The 24,203-nt window shown below is 66.8% G+C and carries 19 protein-coding genes; 9 read left to right on the top strand and 10 right to left on the bottom strand.

The features are described 5' to 3' along the window. Nucleotides 1–221: 221 nt before the first annotated feature. Nucleotides 222–1,358 carry a Na+/H+ antiporter NhaA gene (nhaA, locus tag OXQ33_RS06710; RefSeq protein ID WP_267433925.1) on the bottom strand — a complete coding sequence of 379 codons (1,137 nt, stop codon included), beginning with the start codon at nt 1,356–1,358 and terminating at the stop codon, nt 222–224. A gap of 447 nt (nt 1,359–1,805) precedes the next feature. Beyond that, a complete protein-coding gene (locus tag OXQ33_RS06705; RefSeq protein ID WP_267433924.1) occupies nt 1,806–2,825 on the bottom strand; it encodes an alpha/beta hydrolase in 1,020 nt (339 codons plus the stop codon). Nucleotides 2,826–2,940: 115 nt separating this feature from the next. Between OXQ33_RS06705 and OXQ33_RS06700 the strand changes: the two genes are divergently transcribed. Next, complete coding sequence (locus tag OXQ33_RS06700; protein ID WP_267433923.1) at nt 2,941–3,843, top strand: LysR family transcriptional regulator; 903 nt, start codon at nt 2,941–2,943, stop codon at nt 3,841–3,843. Here the strand turns inward: OXQ33_RS06700 and OXQ33_RS06695 are convergent. Next, nucleotides 3,814–5,046, bottom strand: coding sequence for a cation:dicarboxylase symporter family transporter (locus OXQ33_RS06695; RefSeq protein WP_267433922.1), 1,233 nt, complete (start codon nt 5,044–5,046; stop codon nt 3,814–3,816). The genes OXQ33_RS06700 and OXQ33_RS06695 overlap by 30 nt on opposite strands. A 245-nt stretch (nt 5,047–5,291) precedes the next feature. On the opposite strand from OXQ33_RS06695, the gene OXQ33_RS06690 reads away from it, so the two are divergent. The 5 genes from OXQ33_RS06690 to OXQ33_RS06670 all read left to right on the top strand — a co-directional run bounded on the left by OXQ33_RS06690 (nt 5,292) and on the right by OXQ33_RS06670 (nt 12,371). After that, on the top strand, nt 5,292–6,068 hold the full coding sequence (locus tag OXQ33_RS06690) for a substrate-binding domain-containing protein (protein ID WP_267433921.1): 777 nt from the start codon (nt 5,292–5,294) through the stop codon (nt 6,066–6,068). After that, a complete protein-coding gene (locus OXQ33_RS06685; protein ID WP_267433920.1) occupies nt 6,065–7,390 on the top strand; it encodes an MFS transporter in 1,326 nt (441 codons plus the stop codon). The genes OXQ33_RS06690 and OXQ33_RS06685 overlap by 4 nt, the downstream gene beginning before the upstream one ends. A gap of 59 nt (nt 7,391–7,449) precedes the next feature. Continuing rightward, a complete protein-coding gene (locus OXQ33_RS06680) occupies nt 7,450–8,946 on the top strand; it encodes a porin (RefSeq protein WP_267433919.1) in 1,497 nt (498 codons plus the stop codon). 61 nt (nt 8,947–9,007) lie between these two features. After that, on the top strand, nt 9,008–10,489 hold the full coding sequence (locus tag OXQ33_RS06675) for an MFS transporter (protein ID WP_267433918.1): 1,482 nt from the start codon (nt 9,008–9,010) through the stop codon (nt 10,487–10,489). A gap of 199 nt (nt 10,490–10,688) precedes the next feature. Next, a complete protein-coding gene (locus OXQ33_RS06670; RefSeq protein ID WP_267433917.1) occupies nt 10,689–12,371 on the top strand; it encodes an alpha-L-fucosidase in 1,683 nt (560 codons plus the stop codon). A gap of 200 nt (nt 12,372–12,571) precedes the next feature. Here OXQ33_RS06670 and OXQ33_RS06665 read toward each other — a convergent pair whose 3' ends face one another. The 3 genes from OXQ33_RS06665 to OXQ33_RS06655 form a co-directional block, all read right to left on the bottom strand. After that, on the bottom strand, nt 12,572–14,260 hold the full coding sequence (locus OXQ33_RS06665; protein ID WP_267433916.1) for a glycoside hydrolase 43 family protein: 1,689 nt from the start codon (nt 14,258–14,260) through the stop codon (nt 12,572–12,574). A gap of 21 nt (nt 14,261–14,281) precedes the next feature. After that, nucleotides 14,282–16,141, bottom strand: coding sequence for a glycoside hydrolase family 97 protein (locus OXQ33_RS06660; RefSeq protein ID WP_267433915.1), 1,860 nt, complete (start codon nt 16,139–16,141; stop codon nt 14,282–14,284). Nucleotides 16,142–16,425: 284 nt separating this feature from the next. After that, nucleotides 16,426–17,547, bottom strand: a complete 1,122-nt coding sequence (locus OXQ33_RS06655; protein ID WP_267433914.1) for a glycoside hydrolase family 43 protein — start codon at nt 17,545–17,547, stop codon at nt 16,426–16,428. A 433-nt stretch (nt 17,548–17,980) separates the two neighbouring features. On the opposite strand from OXQ33_RS06655, the gene OXQ33_RS06650 reads away from it, so the two are divergent. Genes OXQ33_RS06650 through OXQ33_RS06640 form a run of 3 tightly spaced genes read left to right on the top strand, consistent with a single transcriptional unit; the run spans nt 17,981 to nt 21,050 of the window. After that, nucleotides 17,981–19,681, top strand: coding sequence for a pilus assembly protein (locus tag OXQ33_RS06650; RefSeq protein ID WP_267433913.1), 1,701 nt, complete (start codon nt 17,981–17,983; stop codon nt 19,679–19,681). Nucleotides 19,682–19,695: 14 nt separating this feature from the next. Next, the gene (locus OXQ33_RS06645; protein WP_267433912.1) at nt 19,696–20,277 is read left to right on the top strand and encodes a TadE/TadG family type IV pilus assembly protein; all 582 of its coding nucleotides are present in this window, start codon (nt 19,696–19,698) and stop codon (nt 20,275–20,277) included. Nucleotides 20,278–20,330: 53 nt separating this feature from the next. Beyond that, complete coding sequence (locus OXQ33_RS06640; protein WP_267433911.1) at nt 20,331–21,050, top strand: TadE/TadG family type IV pilus assembly protein; 720 nt, start codon at nt 20,331–20,333, stop codon at nt 21,048–21,050. A gap of 30 nt (nt 21,051–21,080) precedes the next feature. On the opposite strand, the gene OXQ33_RS06635 is transcribed toward OXQ33_RS06640, so the two are convergent. From OXQ33_RS06635 to OXQ33_RS06620, 4 genes are read right to left on the bottom strand one after another with little or no spacing between them, the layout of a single operon-like run. After that, nucleotides 21,081–22,070, bottom strand: coding sequence for an FAD:protein FMN transferase (locus tag OXQ33_RS06635; RefSeq protein ID WP_267433910.1), 990 nt, complete (start codon nt 22,068–22,070; stop codon nt 21,081–21,083). Further along, entirely contained in the window at nt 22,070–22,951 is an 882-nt protein-coding gene (locus OXQ33_RS06630; protein WP_267433909.1) for a DUF4198 domain-containing protein, read from the bottom strand. Before OXQ33_RS06630 ends, OXQ33_RS06635 begins: the two co-directional genes overlap by 1 nt. 14 nt (nt 22,952–22,965) lie before the next feature. Next, complete coding sequence (locus OXQ33_RS06625) at nt 22,966–23,445, bottom strand: DUF2271 domain-containing protein (RefSeq protein ID WP_267433908.1); 480 nt, start codon at nt 23,443–23,445, stop codon at nt 22,966–22,968. Between the two features lie 13 nt (nt 23,446–23,458). Continuing rightward, the gene (locus tag OXQ33_RS06620) at nt 23,459–24,115 is read right to left on the bottom strand and encodes a PepSY-associated TM helix domain-containing protein (RefSeq protein WP_267433907.1); all 657 of its coding nucleotides are present in this window, start codon (nt 24,113–24,115) and stop codon (nt 23,459–23,461) included. Between the last annotated feature and the right edge of the window lie 88 nt (nt 24,116–24,203).

The following is a 24,203-nucleotide window of genomic DNA, read 5'->3' as shown; positions in this document are numbered from 1 at the left end:
GCGGGAGGGGAGTAAGAAGACCATTTGCTTGGCGAGAGTGCCGTACAACCTCCCATCCCGCAGGCCGGGAGGGGCCAACCCCCGGATATTGCGACAGCATGAACGCCTGCCACTCCGCATTCTGGCGGATACGCTCGAACCGCCCGGACTTGCCGCCAACCACCGCATCGCCATTCCCCCTCGCATTCCGAAGCGCGCGGGATGACCGCACAGGCAAGCGCTCATCGGGCGGTGCGTCGCAGGACCGCGAACCCCAGCAGGCCCGATAGGAGCGAACCCGCCATCACTCCCAGCTTGGCCTCGGCCTGGAGCAGCGGATCGCCGGGAAAGGCGAGCAGGGTGATGAAGATACTCATCGTGAACCCGATGCCGCAGAGGAGCGCGGTGCCCAATATCTGCATGCGGCTGGCATGAGCGGGGGCGTCGGCCAGCCCGGTTCGGATCGCCAGCATCGTCATGCCGAACACCCCCAGCAGCTTGCCGACCAGCAGCCCCGCACCCACGCCCAGCGTCACCGGCGACGCCCATGCGCTCGCGGGCAGACCCAGCATCGGCACTCCGGCATTGGCCAGGCCGAAGACCGGCAGGATCAGGAAGCCGACGGGCTTGTGCAACGCGTGCTCCAGCCGGTGGAGCGGGCTGTTTTCCGCGTCGCCGATTGGAATGACGAAGGCCAGCAGCACGCCCGCAATGGTCGCGTGAATGCCCGAGCGCAGCATCAAGACCCACAGTACGACCCCGACCATCAGATAGGGGGAGAGCCGCCGCACCCCCATACGGTGGAACGCGACCAGCAGGAGCAGCATCGCTGCGGCGCCCGCCAGATCGACGACCGAGATCGAAGTGGAATAAAAGGCCGCGATCACCGCGACCGCGCCCAGATCGTCGATGATCGCCAGCGCTGCCAGAAAGACGCGCAGCGAGGTGGGTACCCGGTTGCCGACCAGCCGGATGACCGCGAGCGCGAAGGCGATATCCGTCGCCGCCGGGATCGCCCAGCCCGATGCGGTGCCGCCGCGATTGAAGCTCAGAAAGAGGATCGCGGGCACGATCATCCCGCCCAGTGCCGCCAGGCCCGGCAGGATGCGGCGCGGCCAGGTGGACAATTGTCCGTCCACCATCTCGCGCTTGATCTCCAGCCCGACCAGCAGGAAGAAGATCGCCATCAACCCGTCGTTGATCCAGTGGCTCAGCGACAGCGGGCCGAGATGCCGATGGAGCGCCGCCTCATAGGCACCGGCGAGCGGCGAATTGGCCAGGATCAACGCCAGCGCCGCCGCCGCCATCAGAACGAGGCCGGAGGAAGTCTGGGAATCGAGGAAACGACGGATCGCGCCGATGCGCCTGGGTTGGGTCATGGATAGGGTTCCGACAAGGCTGGTCCTCGCTGGCGGCCCGACCAACGATCATCCTGCCCGCCTTTTGTCGGCGGACACCCTGCGGATCCTGTCGCATCTTGCCCACGCGGGGGCAATCAAATCCTCTTTTGCACGGGGAAGGGAACCGCTGGGTGGGATCGAGATTCAGATATGCCCTTCTTTTCCCTCGCCCCTCATAGAGGGGAGAGGGTTGCGCAGACTTGGTCTTTGCGTGAGCAAAGGCTTAGTCGGAGCTGGGTGAGGGGTGAGCGCTCGTAGAGCGCGCGAGCCTTTGGCTCGCTCAACCCCTCACCCAAGCTGCGCTAGCCAGCAGGCTGGCAAGCTCCGCTAACCCTCTCCCCTGTCCAGGGGAGAGGGAAGAGGGAGCAGCATGAATGTCGATTGGCCTTAGGGCGGACCTGTATGGAAGCCCCCCCTCCGTCAGCGCTATGCGCTGCCCTCTCCCCGTGGCGGGGAGGATTGCTCCGTCGTGCTCCTCGTGCAGACGATGCCGATTGCCGCCGCGACCAGTCCTGCGGCGGCGACGCCCGCTGCGATCCTGGTAGCGCTCGGTCCCTTGGCCTTGCTATCTGCATCGGCGAACAGGTCGAGAAGGTGCCGCGTCACCGCCTCCGGGTTCTCGCGCTGCGGGAAGTGGCCGACGCCGGGCAGTTCGACCATCTTGAACGGCCCGCTGAATTTCCCTGGCACCTCGCGTGCGGTGGAGGGCGGGTTCACGCCATCGACCTCGCCATGCAGGTACAGCGTGGGAAGCGACAGCGTCTTCGTCGCCTTCACCCGGTCGGCCAGCCAGGCTCCGCGCGGGTCGGGTTGCGCCTCGTCCCAGCGCGCGCGATAGCTGTGGATCGTCACCGCGGGCCAATCGGGATTGTCGAAGGATTTGGCCACTCGGGCGAAGGTCGCTTCATCGAACCAGCCGGGCGGCGACCAGTTGACCCAGTGGATATGCGCAAAGCCGCGCCGGTCGTCGCGCACCGCCTGCGCGCCGCGCCGGGTCGCCATGAACCAGTGATACCATTGCCGCTGCGCCTGATCGAAGGACGGCGTCGGCATCCCGCCCAGACGCGGCGGCGTGCTGAGCATTGCCAGCCGCTGCACCCGATCAGGCCAGCCGACCGCCAGCGCCTCCGCGATGTTCGAGCCCCAGTCATGCCCGGCAGCCATGAATCGGTCGATACCCAGCCCGTCCATCAGCGCGATCGCATCCAGCGCCAAGATCGCGCTGTCCCCGGTGCGCGGCGTGTGGTCGTGCCGGAACCGCGTCGCGCCGAACCCGCGCAGGGTCGGCACCACCACGCGCAGACCCGCCTGAGCGAGCCGGGGCGCGACCCTGTCCCAGGTCGACGCATTGTCGGGCCAGCCATGCAGCAGCAGGACGACGGGCGCGCCCTCCGGTCCGTAAAGGTCATAGGCGATGGTGAGATGGTCGGTGGAGATCGTCGGCATGGATCGGTAACCCTCGCCCTTCCACCCCGTTCCGCCGATGATATCGCGACCAGGGGCCAAGCGGGACTTATGCGCGGTGGTCGTCAACCGTCGCGGGGGGTGCTAGCGTCGCATCATGATCCCGCTGAACTGCGAGCTTCTGGATTTGCGCGCGCTGGTCGCCATCGCGGACGGCAAGAGCTTCCTGCGTGCCGCCGAGCAGCTGAACCTGTCGCAGCCCGCGCTCAGCCGCCGCATCCAGAAGCTGGAGACGACGGTCGGCACGCCCCTGCTGGAGCGGACGACGCGCAGCGTCCGGCTGACGCCCGCGGGGCAGGAGATCGTGCCGCTGATCCGGCGCCTGTTGGAAGAGATGGACGGATCGCTGCTCGGCATGATGGCGTTGGGCGAGCGGCAGGCGGGGCGGCTGACGGTGGCGAGCATCCCCAGCGCGACCGTGCGCTTCTTGCCCGATGTGCTGGAGCGGTTCGCGCAGGAGTATCGCAACGTCCGTGTCCGCGTGCTCGACCTGTCGGCGACCGAATGCGCCGAAGCGGTGCGGACCGGCGAGGCGGAGTTCGGCATCACCCTGCCGCTCACCTCGGACGGGGATTTGGTGTTCGAGCCGCTGACCGACGATCCTTATGGCTTGGTCTGTCGGCAGGACGATCCGCTGGCGACACTGGACGAGCCGAGCTGGGCGGACCTGAGCGGGCGGCGGTTGATCACGGTGCATATGGGCAGCGGTAATCGGACCACGCTGGAGGCCGGACTGGCGCGCGCCGGGGTGGAACTGCGCTGGTTCTATGAGGTGACGCGACTGACCTCCGCGCTTGCCCTGGTGCAGGCGGGGCTGGGCCCCTCGGTGCTGCCGCGCTTGGCCTGTCAGGGGCCGGATGCGCGCGATCTGGTGTGGCGGCCGCTCAAGGGTGCCGAAGTCATGCGGACCATCGGTGTGTTGCGGCGGTCCTCCGCGCCCTTGTCCCCTACCGCCTCGCGGCTGATGGCGTTACTCTCGGCCGCCTGGGTCGACGGATAGCCGCCCGCCGCTCCAGCGGGTGACGAGGAGCGAGGCGGCGACATTGGCGGTGCCGCTGGTCAGCGCCCGGATCTCCGACAGGAAACGGTCGACCGCGATCAGCATCGCGGCGGCCCCCACCGGCACGTCGGGCAGCAGCGACAGGGTCAGCAGCAGCGCCGAAAAGCCGCTGCCCGTCACGCCCGCCGCGGCCTTGGAGGTGATCAGCATCACGCCCAGATAGACCATGATCCGCTCCGGCGAGAGTGCGACGTTCAGCGCCTCGCCAAGGAACAAAGTGGCGACGATCAGATAGACCGCGGTGCCCGCCAGGTTGAGCGAATAGCCCAGCGGCACGGTCAACCCCACCACGCTGCGCGGGCAGCCCAAGCCCTCCAGCTTCAGGATCAGGCGCGGCAGCACGACCTCGGTGGAGGAGGTGCCCAGCACGATCAGGATTTCGTCGCGGAAGGTGTGGAGCAGCGTCCGGGCGCGAATGCCCGTCGTCACCCGCACCGTCAGCACCAGCGCGGCGATCAGCAACCCGCAGGCCAGCGCCAGCGTCGCGATCAGCAGCCCCAGCGAGCCGATAAAGCCGATGCCGTACGTCCCGACCGTATAGGCGATGGCCCCGAACGCCCCGACCGGCGCGGCGCGGATCAGGAAGCCGAAGATCGCGAATTGCAGCCGGGTCAACGCCTCGATCGCGCGGACGATCGGCGCGCCCGCCTCGCCGATCTTCAGCAGGCCGAAGCCGACCAGCCCGGCGACGAACAGCACCGGCAGCACATCGCCTGCCGTAAAGGCGGAGAACAGGGTATCGGGCACCATCCGCACCAGGAAGTCGCCCGGCCCGGTGATGTGCCGCCCGGCCAGTTGCCGCTGCACCTCCGCCGCCGCATCGCCATAAGCGGGCAGGGGCAGGCCGCGCCCGGGCTGCATCAGGAGCGTGACGGCCAGGCCGATGCCAAGCGCGGCAACCGTGATGCCCAGGAACACGATCACGCTGCGCAGCACGGTCGCACCCGTCTCGCGCGCCGCGCCGTGGCGGACGATCCCCTCGACGATGGTGCAGAACAGGACCGGCGGCACCATCATCCGCATCGCTTTGACAAAGGCGATGCCCAGCGGTCCCAGGTCGCGGCCGAAGGCGGGCGCGAGCACGCCGATCGCGGTTCCCGCGAGGATGCCGAGCAGCATCTGGACATAGAGATGTCGGAACACGCGCAGCTCGGCTCTCCCATTAATGCGTAACACGCATAAAGCGGACCGATCATTGCATTTGATCGAATGGCCGCCGGTGGTGCTTATTGGCGCGTAAGGCGTGGCGGCTCAAGCCTCCGCCCCACAGAGAACCCGCGAGAAGCGGGACGGAAGAGAGGTTTCCGATGAAAGATCGACCATTTCAGCCAAAGGCAGGGCGCCCGCAATCCCTTGTGCGGCGCGGTGCCGTGCGTTCGGCTTTGTTGTTGGGGCTGGCTTCGCTCACCGGTCCCGCCTTTGCGCGCGAACCCAAGCCCGTCGCGGTCCGCGAACTTCATGTCGTCACATCGGGCGGCTTCACCGCCGCATTCGAGGCGCTGGCCAAGAAATATGAGCGCGACACCGGCGTCCATATCGTCACCGAACACGGCCCCTCGATGGGCGACACGCCGCAGGCGATCCCCAACCGGCTGGCCCGGCATGAGGATGCCGATGTCGTGATCCTGGCGCGCAGCGGGCTCGACAAGCTGGCACAGGCTGGCACCGTGACCTCCGGCACCGTCACCGATCTGGGCCTGTCCAAGATCGCGGTGGCGGTGAAGGCCGGGGCTCCCGCGCCCGATATCAGTACGCCGGATGCGGTGCGCGCCACTTTGGTCAACGCCAAGTCGGTCGCCTGGTCGGACAGTGCCTCGGGCGTCTATATCCAGTCGGTGATGCTCGATAAGCTCGGCATCGCCGATCAGGTCCGCCCCAAGGGCCGGATGATCCCCGCCACCCCCGTGGGCCGGATCGTCGCGCAAGGCGAGGCCGAGATCGGCTTCCAGCAGCTCAGCGAATTGAAGCCCGTCCAGGGCATCCGCATCGTCGGACTTCTTCCCGACTCGCTTCAGAAGGTCACGCCCTTCTCGGCGGGCGTCGTCGCCTATTCCCCCCACCAGGCCGAGGCCAAGGCGCTGATCGCCTATCTGTCCTCTCCCAAAGCCTATCCGATCATCCGCGACAGCGGATTGGAACCCGCTTCGCAAAAGGCCAAGCCATGAACCAGGCAACCGCAACCTTTGCCGCCGCCGCCCCGGCGGTGGCTCCGATTTCGGCCGAACGCCGCAAGTCCGCCTTCAAGTCGATCTTCATCGTTGCCAGCGGCAACTTCCTGGAGATGTTCGACTTCATGGTGTTCGGCTATTACGCCACCTACATCTCCAAGGCGTTTTTCCCGACCGGCAGCGAATTCGCGTCGCTGATGCTCACCCTGATGACCTTCGGCGCAGGCTTCCTGATGCGGCCCGTCGGCGCGCTGGTGCTGGGGGCCTATATCGACAAGCATGGGCGGCGGCAGGGTCTGTTGCTGACGCTCGGGCTGATGGCGCTGGGTACGCTCGCCATCGCCATTACCCCCACCTATGCGCAGATCGGCGTCGCGGCCCCGATCATCATCCTGCTCGGACGGCTGGTCCAGGGCCTGTCGGCGGGTGTCGAGGTCGGGGGCGTGTCGGTCTATCTCAACGAGATCGCGCCGCCCGACAAGAAGGGCTTCTTTTGCTCGTGGCAGTCGGCCAGCCAGCAGGCGGCGGTGGTCTTCGCGGCGCTGATCGGCCTGCTCGTGTCGACCAGCCTCGACCCCGTCACGATGCAGGCCTGGGGCTGGCGCATCCCGTTCATCATCGGTTGCGTGATGATCCCGTTCCTGTTCTTCATCCGTCGCCACATGGAGGAGACCGAGGTCTTCCTGAAGCGCAAGGAGCATCCGCCGCTTTCGCAGATCATCCGCACCATCGGCGGCAATTGGGGCGTGGTGCTGCAAGGCGCGCTGATGGCGGTGATGACGACCGTCTTCTTTTACATGATCACCGCCTATACCCCGACCTTCGGCAACAAGGTCCTGTCGCTGACGCCGGGTTCGGCGCTGTTCGTCACCGCCTGTGTCGGCGTCACCAACTTCGTCCTGTTGCCGGTCATGGGCGCGCTGTCGGACCGGATCGGACGTCGGCCGCTGCTGATCACCGCGACTCTGCTGGGCGCGATCCTCGCCTATCCGCTGATGAGCTGGCTGGTCGCCGCGCCCAGCTTCGGGCGGCTGCTGACGGTCGAGCTGCTGCTCGCCGCCATCTACGCCACCTATAACGGGGCCTTCATCGTCTATCTGACCGAAGTCATCCCGGCGCATGTCCGCACCGTCGGCTTCAGCCTGGCCTATAGCTTGGCGACCGCGATCTTCGGCGGCTTCACGCCCGCCATCAGCACCGCGCTGATCGGCGCGACCGGCGACAAGGCGATCCCCGGCGCCTGGTGCGCCGCCGCCGCCCTTCTGTCGCTGCTGGCGCTGATCATCGGGTCGCGGCTGACCAAGCGCGAAGTGCGCTGACCCTATCGGTCGAGGCGGCGGCCACGAAGCCGCCGCCCGCCATTCAAGAGGATGCCGTCATGTATCGAGGAGCCATGCTCGCCATGGGCCTGTGCGCCGCCATGCCCGTTGCCGCCCAATCCCGCGAGGATGACGTTGCCCGGCTGACCCGCCTGGTCGAGCAGCAACAGGCGCAAATCGCGCGGCTGGAGGCAAGGCTGGCGGCGGTGGAAGGCCAGAAGGTCGCCGCAACCCCCGCGCCGCTGGGCCAGCCGCTGGCGTCCGAGGCGCATCCCGCGCCGCCGCCCCAGGTGGCAGGCCAGACCGTCAGCCCGCCGCGCCTTCCCTTCCCGCTGGGACAGGCGCTTCCCTCCGACGCGCATCCGCCCTCGCTCGACGCGCGGCTGGCGCGGATCGAGAAGGCGCAGAAGGACGGCGTCCATGTCGACTGGTCGAAGGGCACGCCAGAATTCACCAGCGCGGACGGCAAATTCTCGTTCCGGCCGCGTGGGCGCGCTCTCATCGACCTGGGCACGACGATGGGCAGCGACATCGCCACGCGCAACATGACCACGACCCAGGCCCGCTCGCTGCGTCTGGGGTTCGAAGGCTCGGTAGGCCAGCACCTCTCCTATCTGCTGGAGGGCGATTTCGCCGATAACGAGATCGCGATCAAATCGGCCTATCTGGCCTGGACGACCGGCTTCATGGGCCAGCAGGCCGAGTTCGCGCTGGGCAACCGGCTGAACGATCGCGGGCTGGACGGATCGAGCGGCACCATCTCGGTGCCCTTCCTGGAACGCAACTTCGTCGGGCAGGGGATCATCCCCGTGCGCGGCTTTTTCGGGCTGGGCGCGGCGGCGCGCATCTATGGCGATGGCTGGCATGTGGGCGTGCAGGTGTCGGGCGACGACATCAACAATCCGGGCACCGCCAACGACGGCCTGACCATCGGCGCGCGGGCGCACTGGAACCCGGTGAAGACGGCGGACTGGCTGCTCCATCTGGGCGTCTGGGGCTTTCACGAGGATTTGGCGACCGACGTCACCCGCCCGACCCGCGCCATCGCGGTCGGCGGTTTCTTCAACGACAATCTGCGCATCTCGGCGGGCACCTTCGCCAATGCCCGGTCGGGCGACGGCTATGGGTTCGAGTTGGGGGCGTTCCACAGGTCGCTCTGGGCTTACGGCGAATATGGGACGCGGACCTTGCGCAATGCGACCGGCTCGACCGACCAGAATGCCTGGGCGGTGCAGGGCGGCTGGTTCCTGACCGGCGAGACCCCGCCTTACCTGACGCGCGGCGGCGTGTGGAGCCGCCCGCGTGTGCTCCGCCCCTTCACCTCGGGCGGCAGCGGCGCGGTGGAGCTGGCGACGCGGTACGAGGAACTGGATTATAGCGACAATCCCACTGCGGGGCGCGGCACCGCGCTGACGCTGGGGGTGAACTGGTATCTGAACAATTTCGTTCGCCTGCAATTGAATGCCATCGACTGGTCGGTCGCGAACCCGGTTGCGGGGCGGCTGGCGAAGGACCATGGCCAGACCTTGATCGGACGGGCGCAAATCGCGTTCTAGGGGATGGGGGGCGAAGGACGAATGGAACGAGATGCGGTGGAGACGACGTAATTTGGCCTCGATGAGCGCGGACGTGAATGACGGGCTCGCCCCAGGCGTGGAGGCGGTGACCAGCGGCGCGCGTTCCTTGGAGCCGGTGCAGACCCGCGGCTACCGCGTCATCGCGCTCGTCGTCGCCTCCGCCCTGTTCATGCAGCAGCTCGACGGTACCGTCCTGACCGTCGCGCTGCCGACCATGGCGCGCGACCTGGCGACGCCCGCGACCAGCCTCAGCCTGGCGCTGACCAGCTATCTGCTCGCGCTCGCGCTGTTCATACCGGCGAGCGGGACGCTGGCCGACAAGTTCGGGTCGCGCACCGTCTTCTGCTCGGCGATCGGTATCTTCCTGCTGGGCTCGATCCTGTGCGCCCAGTCGGGGACGCTCTACACCCTGGTCGCCGCGCGCTTCCTGCAAGGGATCGGCGGCGCGATGATGGTGCCGGTCGGGCGCTTGGTCCTTCTCCGCAGCGTCGCCAAGGAGGACATGGTGCAGGCGCTGTCCTGGCTGGTCATGCCCGCGCTGATCGGGCCGATCCTGGGGCCTCCTCTTGGCGGGTTCATCGTGACCTGGCTCGACTGGCGCTGGATCTTCTATCTCAACATTCCGATCGGCATCATCGGCATGGTGGGTGCCTGGATGCTGGTGCCCGAGGTACGCGGCGACGCACGGACGCGCTTCGACGTGTCGGGCTTTTTCATGTCGGGCGTTTCGCTCGGCTGCCTTCTGTTCGGGTTCGAGCTGGCCAGCCGCCCGGGGACGGGTTGGGTGGCGCTGGTCCTGCTGATCGTCGGCGCGGTGTTCGGCTGGATCTATATCCGCCATGCCCGGCATATCGATGATCCGATCCTCGACCCGACCTTGATGCGCGTGCCGACCTTTCGCCTGTCGGTGATCGGCGGTTCGCTGACCCGGATCACGCAAGGGGCGCAACCCTTTCTCCTCCCGCTGATGTTCCAGCTCGGCTTCGGGTTGAGCGCGGCGAAGACGGGGACGATCACCATGGCGGGCGCGGTCGGTGCGCTGGCGATGAAGGCGCTGGCCCCGCGCGTCCTGCGTCGCTGGGGCTTTCGGCAGAGCCTGATCGTGTCGGGGCTGGTCAGCAGCGCCGGATACGCGACCTGCGCGCTGTTCCGGCCCGACTGGCCGATCCCGCTGATCACCTTCGTCCTGGCGCTGTCGGGCTTCTTCACCTCCTTCCAGTTCACCGGGTTCAACGCCATCGCCTATGCCGATGTGGACAAGGAACGGATGAGCGCGGCGACCAGCTTCTACGCGACCTTTCAGCAGCTGACCCTGTCGCTGGGCATCTGCACCGCCGCGACCGTGTTGGAATTGGGGACGCTGATCGAGGGGAAGGGCGGGCCGACGCTGAACAGCTTCTCGGCCGCGTTCCTGGTGGTGGCGGCGATCTCCACCTCGGCGATCATCTGGAACCGCCGCTTCGCCCCCAATGCCGGCGCGGCGATGAGCGGCCATCATGAGGCGAGGAGCGACGGGGACTGACCGACCCGCAACACCGCTTTCCTCGGACAAAAGGTGACGACAAGGCTTGCCAAGGACCGCCGCTCTCGCCTAGCTTTGCATATGCAATAACGCATTTGCATATGCGAGAATGAGATCGGCGTGCCTTGCGGGTGACGCCGGCATGGACGGGAACCGCTCGCGGCGGCGCGGGCGGGCGCTCAGGTCAGGAGAGGCGGATATGAAGACGACGAGACGGGAGATGATCGGCGGCGGCATGGCGGCGGCGGCGCTGCCCCCGGCGGTGGCATCGGCGGCGACCTTTGCGCAGCAGATGGGGGCGGGACGCGCGCTGAAGGTTCCGCCACCGGCGCGCTTCACCCCGGACTGGGAGTCGCTGACCGCCGGATACAGCGTGCCCGACTGGTTCCGCGACGCCAAGTTCGGCATGTGGGCGCATTGGACCGCGCAATGCGTGCCGGAGGCGGGCGACTGGTATGCGCGCAACATGTATCTGCCCGGCACCCGCGCCTATGACCATCATCTGAAACATTATGGCCACCCGGCCGATGTCGGCTTCATGCAGATCCAGAATATGTGGAAGGCGGAGCGCTGGGACCCGGGTCGGTTGCTCGATCTCTACAAGAAGGCGGGCGCGCGATATTTCATGGCGCTGGCCAACCATCACGACAATCTCGACGCCTATGACTCGCGCTATCATCCCTGGAACTCGACGCGGGTCGGCCCGCGCAAAGATATTGTCGGCACCTGGGAAAAGGCGGCGCGCGCGCGGGGGATGCGCTTCGCGGTGTCCAACCACTCGGCTCATGCCTGGCACTGGAACCAGCCCGCTTATGGCTATGACCCCACCGGCCCGCGCGCGGGCGAACGCTATGACGCGTGGAAGCTGACCGCGGCGCAGGGGCGCGGGCAATGGTGGGACGGGCTGGACCCGCAACAGCTTTATGTCGGCCGTCACATGCCCATGCCGGACGGCATCCGCACGCGGGAACAGGCCAATGCCTGGCACGACGCCACCGACCTGTTGTGGAACGAGGGCGTGCCAGCGGGCACCGACTTCGCCGCCAACTGGCTGCTCCGCACCAAGGACCTGGTCCAGAAATACAAGCCGGACATGGTCTATTTCGACAATTTCGACCTGCCGCTGGAGAAGTACGGGCTGGAGTTCACCTCCTGGTTCTACAACCAGTCGATGCAGTGGAACGGCGGCAGGCTGGAGGCCGTGGTGACGGGCAAGATGACCCCGCCGCAGCGGCGTATGGGCATCGTCGACGACGTGGAACGCGGCGGCAAGAATTATATCGAGCGTTTCCCGTGGCAGACCGACACCTGCATCGGCGGCTGGCACTATGATGGCGAGACCTACAAGAACGATGGCTATAAGTCGGCGGCCAATGTCCTCCACACGCTGTGCGACGTGGTGTCGAAGAACGGCAATCTGATGCTGTCGGTGCCGATGCGCGGCGACGGGACGATCGACGACAAGGAGGAGAAGGTCGTCGAGGACATCGCCGACTGGATGGGCCGCAACGGCGAGGCGATCTATGGCAGCCGCCCGTGGAAGATCAATGGCGAGGGGCCGACCAAGGCCAATTCCGGCCTGTTCTCCGAGGGTGGTCCGAAATCGGCCTATACCGCCAAGGACGTCCGCTATGTGACGCGCAACGGCAATCTCCATGCGCTGGTGCTGGGCTGGCCGGAGGACAATGTCGCGCGGATGACCCTGCTGGGCAGCGACAATCCCAGCATGCCCGGGCAGATCCGCCGTGTGACGATGCAGGGCGACAACAGCCCGCTGCCCTTCAAGCGGACGGGCCAGGCGTTGGAAGTGACGCTGCCCGAACGCGCGCGCCATCCGATCGGCGTCGCGCTGATCATCGCGGGCGAGGGGGTAACCGCCTGAACTTGCCGGAGGGGGCGGGGTATGTCGCCCCCTCAGGGCTTCTAAATCCTCCCCTGTAAGGGGAGGGGGACCATGCGAAGCATGGTGGAGGGTGTCCCGCCATCGAGAGCGCGACACCCCTCCGTCAGGCCTTCGGCCTGCCACCTCCCCTTGCAGAGGAGGAACGGATTGCACCCAATCTTCGCCGGGCCGATAGCCGATCACCCGTTCTGCGAGGCGATTCGGTAGCGGAAGTCCGTGAAATCGACATGCCCGCGCATCGCGTCGTCATGGACGGTGAACAGCCCCACCCGATCGCCGCGATAGTCGCGCCATTGCAAGTCGTAATGCTCGCCGAAGCGCCGGAACCGCCCGCCGCCGCCATCATGCTCGAAGATCGCGCGGCCGTCATCGCCCCAGCGGGTGGCGAGGCGGATCAGCCGCGTATCGATCAACGGCCCCTCCCGCACCACATCGCCCCGCGCAAAGCAGAGCCGCCTGCGCCCCGCCGCTTGCCGCACTCCGATCCAGGCTCCCGCAGCGGAGAGGTGGCACAGGCCCGCCGTCTGCCCATCCACCATGCCGGACAGGTCGAGGACCACGCTGGCCCGATTGTCGGCCGTCCGCCACGACCTTTGGCTGAGCAGGTTGCCGACGCCGCGCAATCCCCTGAAGGCTGACGGAAAGGCCTTCAGCCGCAAATGGCCGGGCCGCTCGGTCAGGCTGAACGCCTCGTGCCGGGGGGCGTGGTTCCATTCCCAGACCGGCTTGATCCCGCCGCGGAAGTCGTCGGACAGGTCGGGCAGGGGCGGGCGGGGCGATGCGATGGGCTTGCGCGACCGCCAGACCATGTTGCCGATCCCGTCGGGCCCGGCGCGCCCGATGATCGGCCAGCCCTTGGTCCAGGTGACGGGCAGCAGGCACATGGCGCGCCCCTGCCAGTCGCCATGGCCCTGATGGGTCAGGAACCACCAGCTTTTGTCGCGGGCTTGCAGCAATGCGCCCTGATTGGGCTCGCCATCCACGGCGGCATCGACATGGCCCAACTGCACCGCGCTCGCCCGCGCCAGGCCCGGCAGGCTGGTCGCACGCTTCATCATCGGAACGCGCCCCTCGGGCCGAACCTCGCTGAAATAATGATAATAAAGCGGGCCGAACTTGTAGAGCTTACTCGCCTCCGACCCTTCAGACTGCTGGATGGGCAGGGCGGAGGCCCGGTCCAGCGTCAGCCCGTCTTCGCTCATCCGGTACAGGCTGATGACATAAGACCGTCCCGTCACCGGATCGGCGGCGAAGCGGGTCATCACCAGCCACGCCGATCCGTCCTCGTCCCAAAAGGGGCAGGGGTCGTCATACCCCGCCTCACGCAGCAGCGACCGGGGCGGCGTCCAGGGGCCTTCGGCGCGCTCCGCCGTGGTGACGTACAGGCCGCTGTCGGGGGATGCGAAGTAGATGTAGAAGCGCCCGCCATGATGGCGGATCGCCCCCGCCCACATGCCCCGGCCATAGCCCTGCATCCGGCGCCAGCCGAGCGCCTCCTCGTCCAGCAAGGCGAGGTCGGGCACCGCATGGCCGATGGTCGTCCAGTTGACCATGTCGCCTGAGCGCAGGATGACCATGGCGGGGCTGGTGTGCAGGGTCGAACTGATCGCGTAATAGGTGTCGCCGACCCGGATCGCGTCGAGATCGGAATAATCCGCCGGGATGATCGGGTTGACGAAGCTGCCATCCCCCTGATCGCCCCAGCGGGGTAGGGGGGAGGCGATGGCCGGTCCCGTTGCGGTGGCCTGCTCCAGACAGAGCGCGATCCCGCCCAGGGCCGAAAGCCCCAGCAGCACCGAACGCCGGTCCGCCTCGCCGTCCATCATCGCCCGCTCCCCGTCCTCATCCCGAACCCGCCGCCGGATCATCGTCCGGCGGCGGGCATATGGTCAGCGCGCGGGACGCAGCCAGCCGACAAAGCCGCCCTGCGACCGCAACGGCACCTCGATCGCGCCGGTCGAACGCACCGTCCGCTCGGTCCGGGCGAAGGCGTCGGGCCGCGCCTGGTCGTCGGCCAGCGAGACGAGGCTCCACTCGCCCCCGCCCAAAAAGCCCAGATCGACCTTCAGCGGGCGCGCCGTCGGGCCATTGATGACCGCGACGAACCAGTCCTTGCCCCGCCGCCGGGCGAAGCCCGCCATCTCCCCGGGTTCGCTGCCGGGCAGGACGATGGTCTCGTCCCAGATCGACGGGATCGCCTTCAGCACGTCGAGCGCGGGGTTGTCGAGATAGGTGCGCGGATGGCCGCCCATCACCAGATAGGGCGAGGTGAAGAGGATCGCCTGCGCCACTTCGTGCGACCAGCTATTACCCTGCAACTCCTTGGGCTCGAACACGGTCGGCGTATAGTCGCCCGGCCCGACGACATAGCGGGTGAAGGGCAGGATGGTGTCATGGTCGGACGGCAGGACGCGCTTGTACCGGGTGATATGCCATTCATGCCCGCGCACGCCTTCGCGGGTCAGGACGTTGGGCCAGGTCCGCTCGGTCCCGGTCGGCTTCATCGCGCCGTGGAAATCGACCATCAGCCGCTCGGCGGCGGCATCGCGCGCGAAATCCTCATACCACTGGGTCCAGACATGGTCGGGATGCTCGGGGAAATCGACCTTCACCCCGACGATCCCCATCCGGGCATAGCGACTGAGCAGCGCGCGCCGGGCGGCGGGATCGAACGTCTCCTTGCTGTGCACCCACACCCATATGTCGATCCCCTGCGACCGGGCGTAGTTCACCGTGTCGGCCAGCGTCTCCCAGGGACGTTTCCACTCCGCCCAGCCTTCATCGACGAGATAATAGGGATATCCCATCTGCTTGGTCCAATCGACCCATTGGTGCTGGTCGTTCTCCAGCGGCGCGCCGATCGCCAGCCATTGCCAGGTCGAGCGACCGGGGCGGATCCAGTCGGCCTTGGCAAGCGCGGGCGAGGGGGGCGGGTTGAGGTTCTGGACCAGGGTCGAGTTGACCAGACCGGTCAGGTCGCGCGCGACGATCGTCACCCGCCAGGGCTGAACCACCGCCGCATCGGTCCGCCAGCCCTTGGGCTCGGTATAGAGGCTGCCCGCCAGTAGGCCGTTCGCGTCGGGCGTGATCGCCATGTCGCCGTAATTGACGACCTGAGCCTCGCTGATCGTCACCCAATATCGGTCGATCTTGGCGGTCAGCGGCATCCCCAGCGGCTTGCCGACGACATCGCGCAGCGTCTTGGCGGCATAGATATCCTCATAGCCCGGATCGCGAGCGGTGACCCAGACACGGGGGTCGGCGGCGGCGAGTTTCCAGCCGGAGCGATCGCCCTCGATCATCCGCCCGGTCTTGGCGGGCAGGCGAAGGCGTACGCCGACGCCGTCATCGGCGACATGGATATCCGCCTCGAACCGGGTGCCGTGCGCGGTCAGGCCGATACTGGCGATATTGGCGCGGTCCACCGCCTCCGCCTTGCCGCCGAAGAAGCGATAGCGGGTGTCGGTCTTGCGACGCTGAACCGTCCCGATCGCGGCCCCGTCACCCAGCTCGACGCCGTCGACGCGCATTCCCAGCGGCGAGGGATCGAGCACCGGTCGCCCATCGACCGTCACACGATATTGCAGCTTGCCCCTATCGTCCGACAGGGTCGCCTGGACCTTGCCGTCCGGACTGGCGATGGTGACGGTCTTGGCCTGCGCCGCCGACAGCGGCGCCATGACCGCGAAACACGCCATGGCCCAGCCACATGCGCCGTTTCGAAGCTGCGATCGGTGGAATATCGTCATGTCCTGGCCCCTTGCTTTCCCATGATGATCGACCGGACCGCGACAGGACGCGGCTCGGGCTATGTCGGCTGGCGAGGGGGCGAGCCCGGGCAATGGCGATGCGCCCATGTCATGACGGCTCCGCCGCCGGGGACACGGCCACCCCCTTCGTCATCCTCTCCATCCTATATTTGCATATGTGAAATCTAAATTTGGCTGTTGCAAGCAATTTGAATCTGGAGCTTGCCCTTTTTCACGGCCGGTGCTCTAACGTGCTGTTATAACACGCCAAATTCTGCGGCCTTTCATCCCCCTGCGAAATAGCGCTCCAGCCGATCCGCTTCCGCCGGCGTGATCGCCGTGACCGAGCCGTGTTTGGGCGAGGTGAAGTTCGTCGTCGTCATCGGCGAGCCCAGATCGTTGAAATGGCCGATATCGTGGAAGGTCTTGAAGTCCCTGGTCTCCGAAAATCCCATATTGTTGGGCTTGGCGGCATAGACGTCGTACATCAGGACATAGGTGTCGGTGCCGTGCCGACGCCACACCATCGGCGCTTCGGTCCCGACCTTTTCGGGGTCGACCTTGGTCGGGTCATAGACATAGCCGCCCGTCAGTCGGCTCGACACCGCTTGGCGGATATTGCCGGTCCCGTCGTCGGTGCTGAAGAACAGGTGATAGCGGTCGCCGACGCGGGTGATGTCCCCGTCCACCGTGCTCTTGCCCGCGCGGGGGAAGGGGAAGAGCGGCTTTGGCTGCGTTGTCAGCGTGCGGAACGCCGGGTCGGCATAGGAATAGACCAGGTAATTTTTGCCATTGCCGATCCGGGTAGAGAAATAGACCATCACCTGACGTCGCCGGGTGTCGTAAAAGGCCTCGGGGGCCCAGGCGATGCCCATCTTGCGATAGGCGGGGAACAGCCGAGTGAGATCGACCTGCGCATGGGTCCAGTGGATCAGGTCGCGGCTTTTCATCAGGATGATGGCGCGGTTGTTGCCCCAGCCATAATCCGCCGCCGGGCGCTCCCATTCGGTCGAGCGCAACCCCTCCTTCTGCGCATAGATGTGCAGGTCGGTCATCGTCAGATAGAAGGCGCCGTCCTCGCCGCGCATCAGATAGGGATCGCGTATCCCCTTCTGCCCCGCTACCGCCTCACCCGACAGCACCGGTTGCCCGTCATTGACGTCGGTGAAGCGGTATCCGTCGCGCGACACCGCGAAATGGAGCGAATGAACATGCTCCTTGAAATAGCTGAGCAGATAGGCGGTCCTGGCTTTTTCAGGCGGGGATGCGGGGCTCGGCGTGCGTGCCAGTTCGCGAACGATCCGCAACTGCCGCGCCGTGGGTGGCGGCGGATCCTTCGCCATAACCGCGCCGCCGCCCAGCATGAGCGCCGCGCCCAGCCATCCCCATGCCCATCGCCTGTTCAAAGCGACTCTCCCATCCGACCATATCTCAGTTGTCTGAGTTTTTGTCAGTTCGGCGGGCAAGTCAATCGCGCGATGTTCCGGCGTCATGCGTCGGACGTCTCGATCATCCCCAGCCGGACGGCGGCGTCGCCCCCGCGCCCAGAACCGCAGCCACACCGAAGCGATCTTCGTCGGCCTCATCCCATGGTCCCTCCAAGGCGCCCGCACAGCTCGCCATCGGCATGGCAGAGGCATTGCGGCGACTCGAGAATGTCTGCTCGAGGAGTGGGTGCCAGCAACCGCGTTATCCGGGATGACGGGGCGGGCATCTCCGGCGTGATCGATGGCTCCCGCCTGGTTAAGCGGGCAACCAATTGATCAGCCGATCGAAAAAGTGCGGAATAAACCATTCCGTACACGCCCCGTTTACCCAATTTCGTCATGTCCTTCGGCGATGGTTCATGACGTTTTTCCCAACCGAAGGACGCCTGCGCTCGGCGGAGCGGCGCGCACCGGGATCGGTGCGATGCGCAGGCTGGTCGGCGACCGCCGTGGCAATGTCATGCTGCTCTGGGCCTTCGCGCTCATCCCGCTTCTGGCGCTTGTCGGCTCGGCGATCGATATCGGGACGGGCTATGTCGCCCGCAAGCAGATGCAGATCGCCTGCGATGCCGGCGTCCTGGCGGGGCGACGTGCCATGACGACCGGCGCGGTCGATAATGCGGTCCGCGCCGAAGCCGCCAAATTCTTCAACTTCAATTTCAAACAGGGTCTGTTCGGCGCCAAGCCGTTCACCCCCTCCGTCACCAGCGCCACCACGTCGAAGACCACGGTCGTGATCGATGCGGCGACCACGGTCCCGACCTCGATCATGCGCATATTCGGGTTCAAGGAACTGCCCGTCGCGGTCAGCTGCAACGCGTCGCAGGACTTTGTGAACACCGACATCGTCTTCGTGCTGGATACCACCGGTTCGATGAAGGACAAGGCCACCTCCAGCGACACCGTCACCAAGATCGAGGCCCTGCGCGCCGCCGTCCTGGGTCTGTACGACCAGCTTGCGCCGATCCAGGCGCAGCTTGCCGCCTCCGGCATGCGCCTCCGCTATGGCGTGGTGCCTTATTCGAGTGCGGTGAACGTCGGAAAGGCCATCCGATCGGCCAACCCCGATTATATGGTTTCGGGCGCGTGGACTTATCAATCCCGACAGGTGGTGACCGATTCGAGAAGCTCGGATAGCTGCAACCAACTCAAGGGCAGCTATAATCACGGACGGGGAAGCTGCACCTATTTCCGCTACTTGCCTCGTTCGTTCGACACGTCGGCCTATGTCTCGGGGGCGAGCGTCGATGTGGCGGAGTTGATCGGAACGGCGGATGATAGCGGGGCGACGCCGGTCAGGACGGTCTCCCGGAAAGTCTCCTGGCAAGGGTGTATCGAGGAACGGCAGACCGTTCGCATGAGCGCGACCGAAACGGCGATTCCAGCGGGCGCCACCGATCTCGACATCAATCTGATACCGAACAACGACGCCACCCGGTGGAAGCCCTATTGGCCGGAGGTCGAATATACCAGTTACCAAGTCAAATATCCGACGGACCTCTACAAGCCGCAATCTGCCTGTCCGACGGCGGCGGCGACCATGCGAATCTGGTCGAAGGGCGATCTGAAGACCTATCTGGACACGCTCGAGCCGGACGGCGGCACCTATCACGACAATGGGATGATGTGGGGCGCGCGCTGGGCGTCTGCGGGTGGGATCTTCGGTTCGGGCAATCCGGACCGGTACAATATGATGCCGGTCAAGAAATACATCATCTTCATGACCGACGGTCAGTTCGCCACGGGTTATCCTGCGCTCTATTCCTCCTATGGCGTCGAAATGCTGGACGCCAGGGTAACGCCCGGCGGGGGAGCGTCCAACCAGACGGATCAACTCGCCCGTCACAAGCAGCGTTTCAACCTGCTGTGCTCGCAGGCCAAGTCCATGGGCTATTCGATATGGGTGATCGGCTTCGCCACCGCGCTGGATGCGTCACTCACCAATTGCGCGAGCACCCCCAGCCAGGCGTCCACCTCGGCGGACCAGGAAGCGCTGATGGCGCGGTTCGTGGAGATCGGCAAGAACATCGGCGCGCTGAGGCTGACGCAATGAGGGGGCGGCGGCGGATGAGCATCCTCTCGCGGATCGGTGGAGACAGGCGCGGCGCCACCGTGGTCGAGTTCGCGCTGATATCCTTGCCCGCCATCGCCATGATGTGCGGATTGTTCGACCTGGGCTATCGCCAGTATGTCGCCACTCAGGTCCAGGATTCGCTCGACCGCGCCGCCCGCCGGGTCACCGTGGGAACCGGCACGACGGCGGTGCAGTTGACCGCGCTGGTCCAGGACAGCGTCTCGGCCATCTCGCGCGACGCCAGGGTCGTCGTCGCGCCCACCAGCTATGGCAAGTTCCAGCAGATCGCCAAGGCCGAGCCGATCGTCACCGACAAGCCGCCGCTGGGCACCTATAATGCCGGGGATTGTTTCATCGACATCAACGGAAACGGAATATGGGATGCCGATGCCGCCAGGGCGGGGACCGGCGGATCGGACGATGTGGTCCTCTACACCGCGACGGTGACCTATCCCGAGATCATGCCGATGCGAAAGCTGATGGGGTGGAGCCCCCTGACCACGCTGACCGCCACGACGATGCTGAAGAACCAGCCCTACGCATCGCAGGCCGAGCCCGCGACGCTGTGCCATTGAGCGCCGTCCGCAAGCATTGCGCCGCCCTTGCGCGGGCGCGGCGGGGTGTCGCCATGATCGAGTTCGCGATCGCGGCCCCGGTCATCCTGCTGCTGGGCGTGGGCGGGGTGGAACTCGGCAATTACGTCATGGCCAATCTGCGAATGTCCCAGATCGCGATGGCCGTTGCCGACAATGCGGGACGGGTGAGGACGAGCATAGACGAGGCGGACATCACCGAACTGATGATCGGCGCCATGAAGATGGGGGAGCCGCTTTCGCTGGCGGGGCATGGCCGCATCATCCTGTCTGACCTGGAACAGCGTACCACGGTGACCGGGCCCGATGGCAAGGGGCCGGTGTCGAGCGACAATCCCAATGGCTATCGCCAATGGATCAGGTGGCAGCGTTGCGCCGGAGCATTGGCCGTGACCTCGACGCTCGGCGTGCCCCTGGACGCTGCCGGTACGGCGGTTTCCAATCTGGACGACAATACGAACAACGACCATGGCGCCGTCGAGGATGCGTTCGCGCTGGACGGGATGGGGAATGCGGGCCACCGCATCGCCGCCTCGACCGGCACCGCGGTGATGGTCGTCGAGCTGGTCTATGATTACCAGCCGCTCGCGCCGATCAGCCTGATCACTTCGGCACTGGGAAATCTGCGGATCCGACGCGTCATGGCGTTCAACGTCCGTGAGAGGACGGCATATTCGCTCCGCAACGATGGCCAGCTTGCCGGGGGGAGGCGTGCGGATTGCCGCCTCTATAGCGCGGCGGTCCCCTCGGTGTGACCTCCGGGAAGCAAACGCCCGGCTCGGTGCTCACGCCAACATGGTTTGCAGCGCGGGGCTGATCCATTCGATCGGTTCGCCCGGAGTCCGCCACAGGAGGCGGGCGGCCAGCCCCTCGCGGATCGCCAGGGCGCGGGCATCCTCGGGTCGGGCGACGCCCAGCGCGGTCGCCCAGGCATCGGCCTGCATGGCGGAGGAATGAAGAACGCTGACGCTCATCGCATGCGCGACCGGGTGGCCGGTTCGGGGATCGATCGTATGCCGACCCCGGACATAGTCCCCCGATGTCGCGACCGCGAGTTGGTGAAGGGCGACCCGCAGCGGCGGGACCCGGTCGTCCGGTGTTTCCAGATCGACCCACCAGGGGTCGCCATCGGGCCGCAATCCGCGCCCGACCAGTTCGCCGCCGATCTCGAGCAGCGCATGGTACACGCCCCGATCGGCCAGTAGATCGGCGATCCGGTCGACCGCATGCCCCTTGGCGATGCCGGAGAAATCCAGCCGCAGGCCGCCCGGCTGGCGAAGGCGGCGGGGCAGGGCCTCATAGCTCAGGCGATGCCAGCCGCTGGAGGCGAGCGCGTCGCGGATCGCCGCGTCGTCGGGGGCATGGGGTACGGGCCTGGCGCCATAGCCCCAGAGATCGACCAATGCCCCGATCGTCGGATCGAAGGCACCGTCCGAGCGGCGGGCGATGGCGAGACCCGTCGCCATGACCGTCGCAAAGTCGGGCGGCAGGCTCATCCATGTTCCCGCCGCCCCGGCGTTGAACCGCGACAGATGCGAATCCGCCGCCCAATGGCTCATCTCCCCGACCAGCGCGTCGAGCCGGGTCTGGATGGCGGCACCCAGCGCCTCGGGATCGAGGTTGCGCGGGCGAGCGACATGCACGCGCCAGCCGGTGCCCATCGTCTCGCCGCCCAGCGATACCGTCTCCGCGCCCCGGTCCCATTCCCGGAATGCCGCCGGGTCGAGCGCGACCGGCACGGCGATCCGCGGAACGGGGCGGGGCGCGGGCGTCATCAGGGCGCGGGGACCTCGACCGTGGTGGTGTAGCTCATGCGCCGTTCGGTCGCGCGCGGGATGCTGGGATGGGCATCGGTCGCGGTCGCGCTGATCCAATAGGTGCCTGCAATGGGCCATGTCACCCGGACCACGCCGTCCGCGCCGGTCGTCAGCTCCTGCGCTTGTTCGGCGGCGCGGAACTTCTTGCTGCCGGGCACGACCATGACCTTGATCCCGGCGGCGGGCTTGCCGTCGATCAGGAAGCGGAACTGGCCGGGCTCGTCGGCGACCAGCGAGGAGGGGTGGCTGATCGGCTGGAACTCCAGCCCCTTGCCCGTCGGCGCGAAGGCGGCGGTGGTCGGCGCCCCGGCAGTGACGAAGGTGAAGTTGCGGCTGATGCTCTCGGTCAGCTTCACATCGGTGGCGTTGGCGGGAATTTCCTCGACCGTCGCGACGGACCGCACCGGGGCGGGGGCGCCGGACTGGCCGGAGGCACCGCCGCCCGGGCCGCCCGGACCTCCGGGCCCACGCCGCCGCCCGACGCGCCACGTCTCGCCGTTCAGCGTGAAGCTGCCCATCACCGCGTTCATCTCGCTGCCGATCTTCCAGGTGCCGGGGCGGTCGATCTTGACATCGAAGGTCGTGCGATAGCGGCCGGTTGCGCCGTTCTGCACCTCCGCCGGGGTCCCCTCGGGCGTCCAGACCTTCACCTGCGCCAGCGGAAAGGCGACGTGATCGGGATAGAAGAGATCGTTGGAGATCGCCGCATCGACCGTGACCCACTGACCGGTGTCGGCCAGCGTCGTGGTGGAGGGCAACAGCCACATGCGGTGCGCGAGCGCGGGCGGGGCGAGGCAGGTCAGGCTGACCGTGGCGATCAGCATCGAAAGTCGGCGCATTTTGAACTCCCTGTTCAACGAATGGTGACCGAGCCGAGCTCGGTGGAGCCGGTGGCGGAGCCCGTACCGGCGGGGGCCTTCAGCGGGATCGACACCAGCTCGCGGCCCCCGGTCTCGCGCGCCGCCTCGACATGCAGGACATATTGCCCGGCGGGCAGGTTGGCGGGCAGCGCGATGCGATAGGTGCCGGGCGGCCGGGTCGCGCCGGAGACGCCATTGGCGGGCAGGGTCAGGCCACGGCCCCCCTTGCGCCACCAGCTGCGCAGATCGGCGAGCCACTTGGTCCCCGGCTCTGCCCCCGCCTTGCGGACGTCGTACCAGACGAAGAGCGTGCGCGCCGGGCCGCCGCCTGCGGGCTCCAGCCATCCGGCGACATAGGGGCGGTGATATTCGGCGACGTTCAGGCGCGGGATGGTGACGCTCACCGTGCTGGCCGCACCGGCGGCGGTGGGCACGGCAAGGATGGCGGTGGCGATCAGCGGGGTTTTGAACATGGATGTCCTCCGTTCAATGAATCAGGAAAAGGGCGAGCAGCACCGGGATCGCCAGGCTGGCGCCGACCAGCGGCCAGGTCGACGGTCGATGCCTGGCATGAAGCTGGAGCAGCAGCAGGCCGGTCAGGGTGAAGATCAGGCAGGCGACCGCGAAGGCGTCGATGAACCAGAACCAGGCGTCGCCGGTGTTCCGCCCCTTGTGCAGGTCGTTCAGATAGGAGACCCAGCCGCGCCAGGTCGTCTCGGTCGATACCCGGCCATTGCCCCGGTCGATGCTGACCCAGGCGTCGGTGCCCGGCGACGGCATGGCGACATAGACCTCCTCGTCGGACCATTCGGCGGCATGGCCGCTGGGGTCGATCGCGTACCGGTCGGCGATCGCGCGCGCTACCGCGTCGGGCAGGGGGGCCTTGGCGTCATGCGGTCCCTTCAACTGGCCGAGCAGGGCGGCGGGAAGCACGCCGCCGCCCTGGGTCACGCGCGGCTCCGCCCCGATCGACGCGGCATGGTTGAGCGTCAGCCCGGTCACCGCGAACAGCATCATCCCCGTCAGCGACAAGGCCGCGCTGATCCAGTGCCAAGTATGAAGCTGCCGCAGCCAGATCGCCCGTGCCTTGCGCGGCGGGCGCGGCGTGCGGGCGGCGGTGGAAGGGGGCGGTCGGTCGGGCATCGAGAGGGAATCGTCCTTGCGGCACGTGCTGTTCGACAGCCGTCTTAGCTATTGCGAGCGACTTGCAGAAGTGATTTTTCCGTCATGG

The sequence above is a fragment of the Sphingomonas sp. GM_Shp_1 genome, from assembly GCF_026540895.1.
Taxonomy (GTDB): domain Bacteria; phylum Pseudomonadota; class Alphaproteobacteria; order Sphingomonadales; family Sphingomonadaceae; genus Sphingomonas.
Note: the sequence above shows the minus strand (reverse complement) of the source record. Positions and strands in the feature narration are given on the sequence as shown.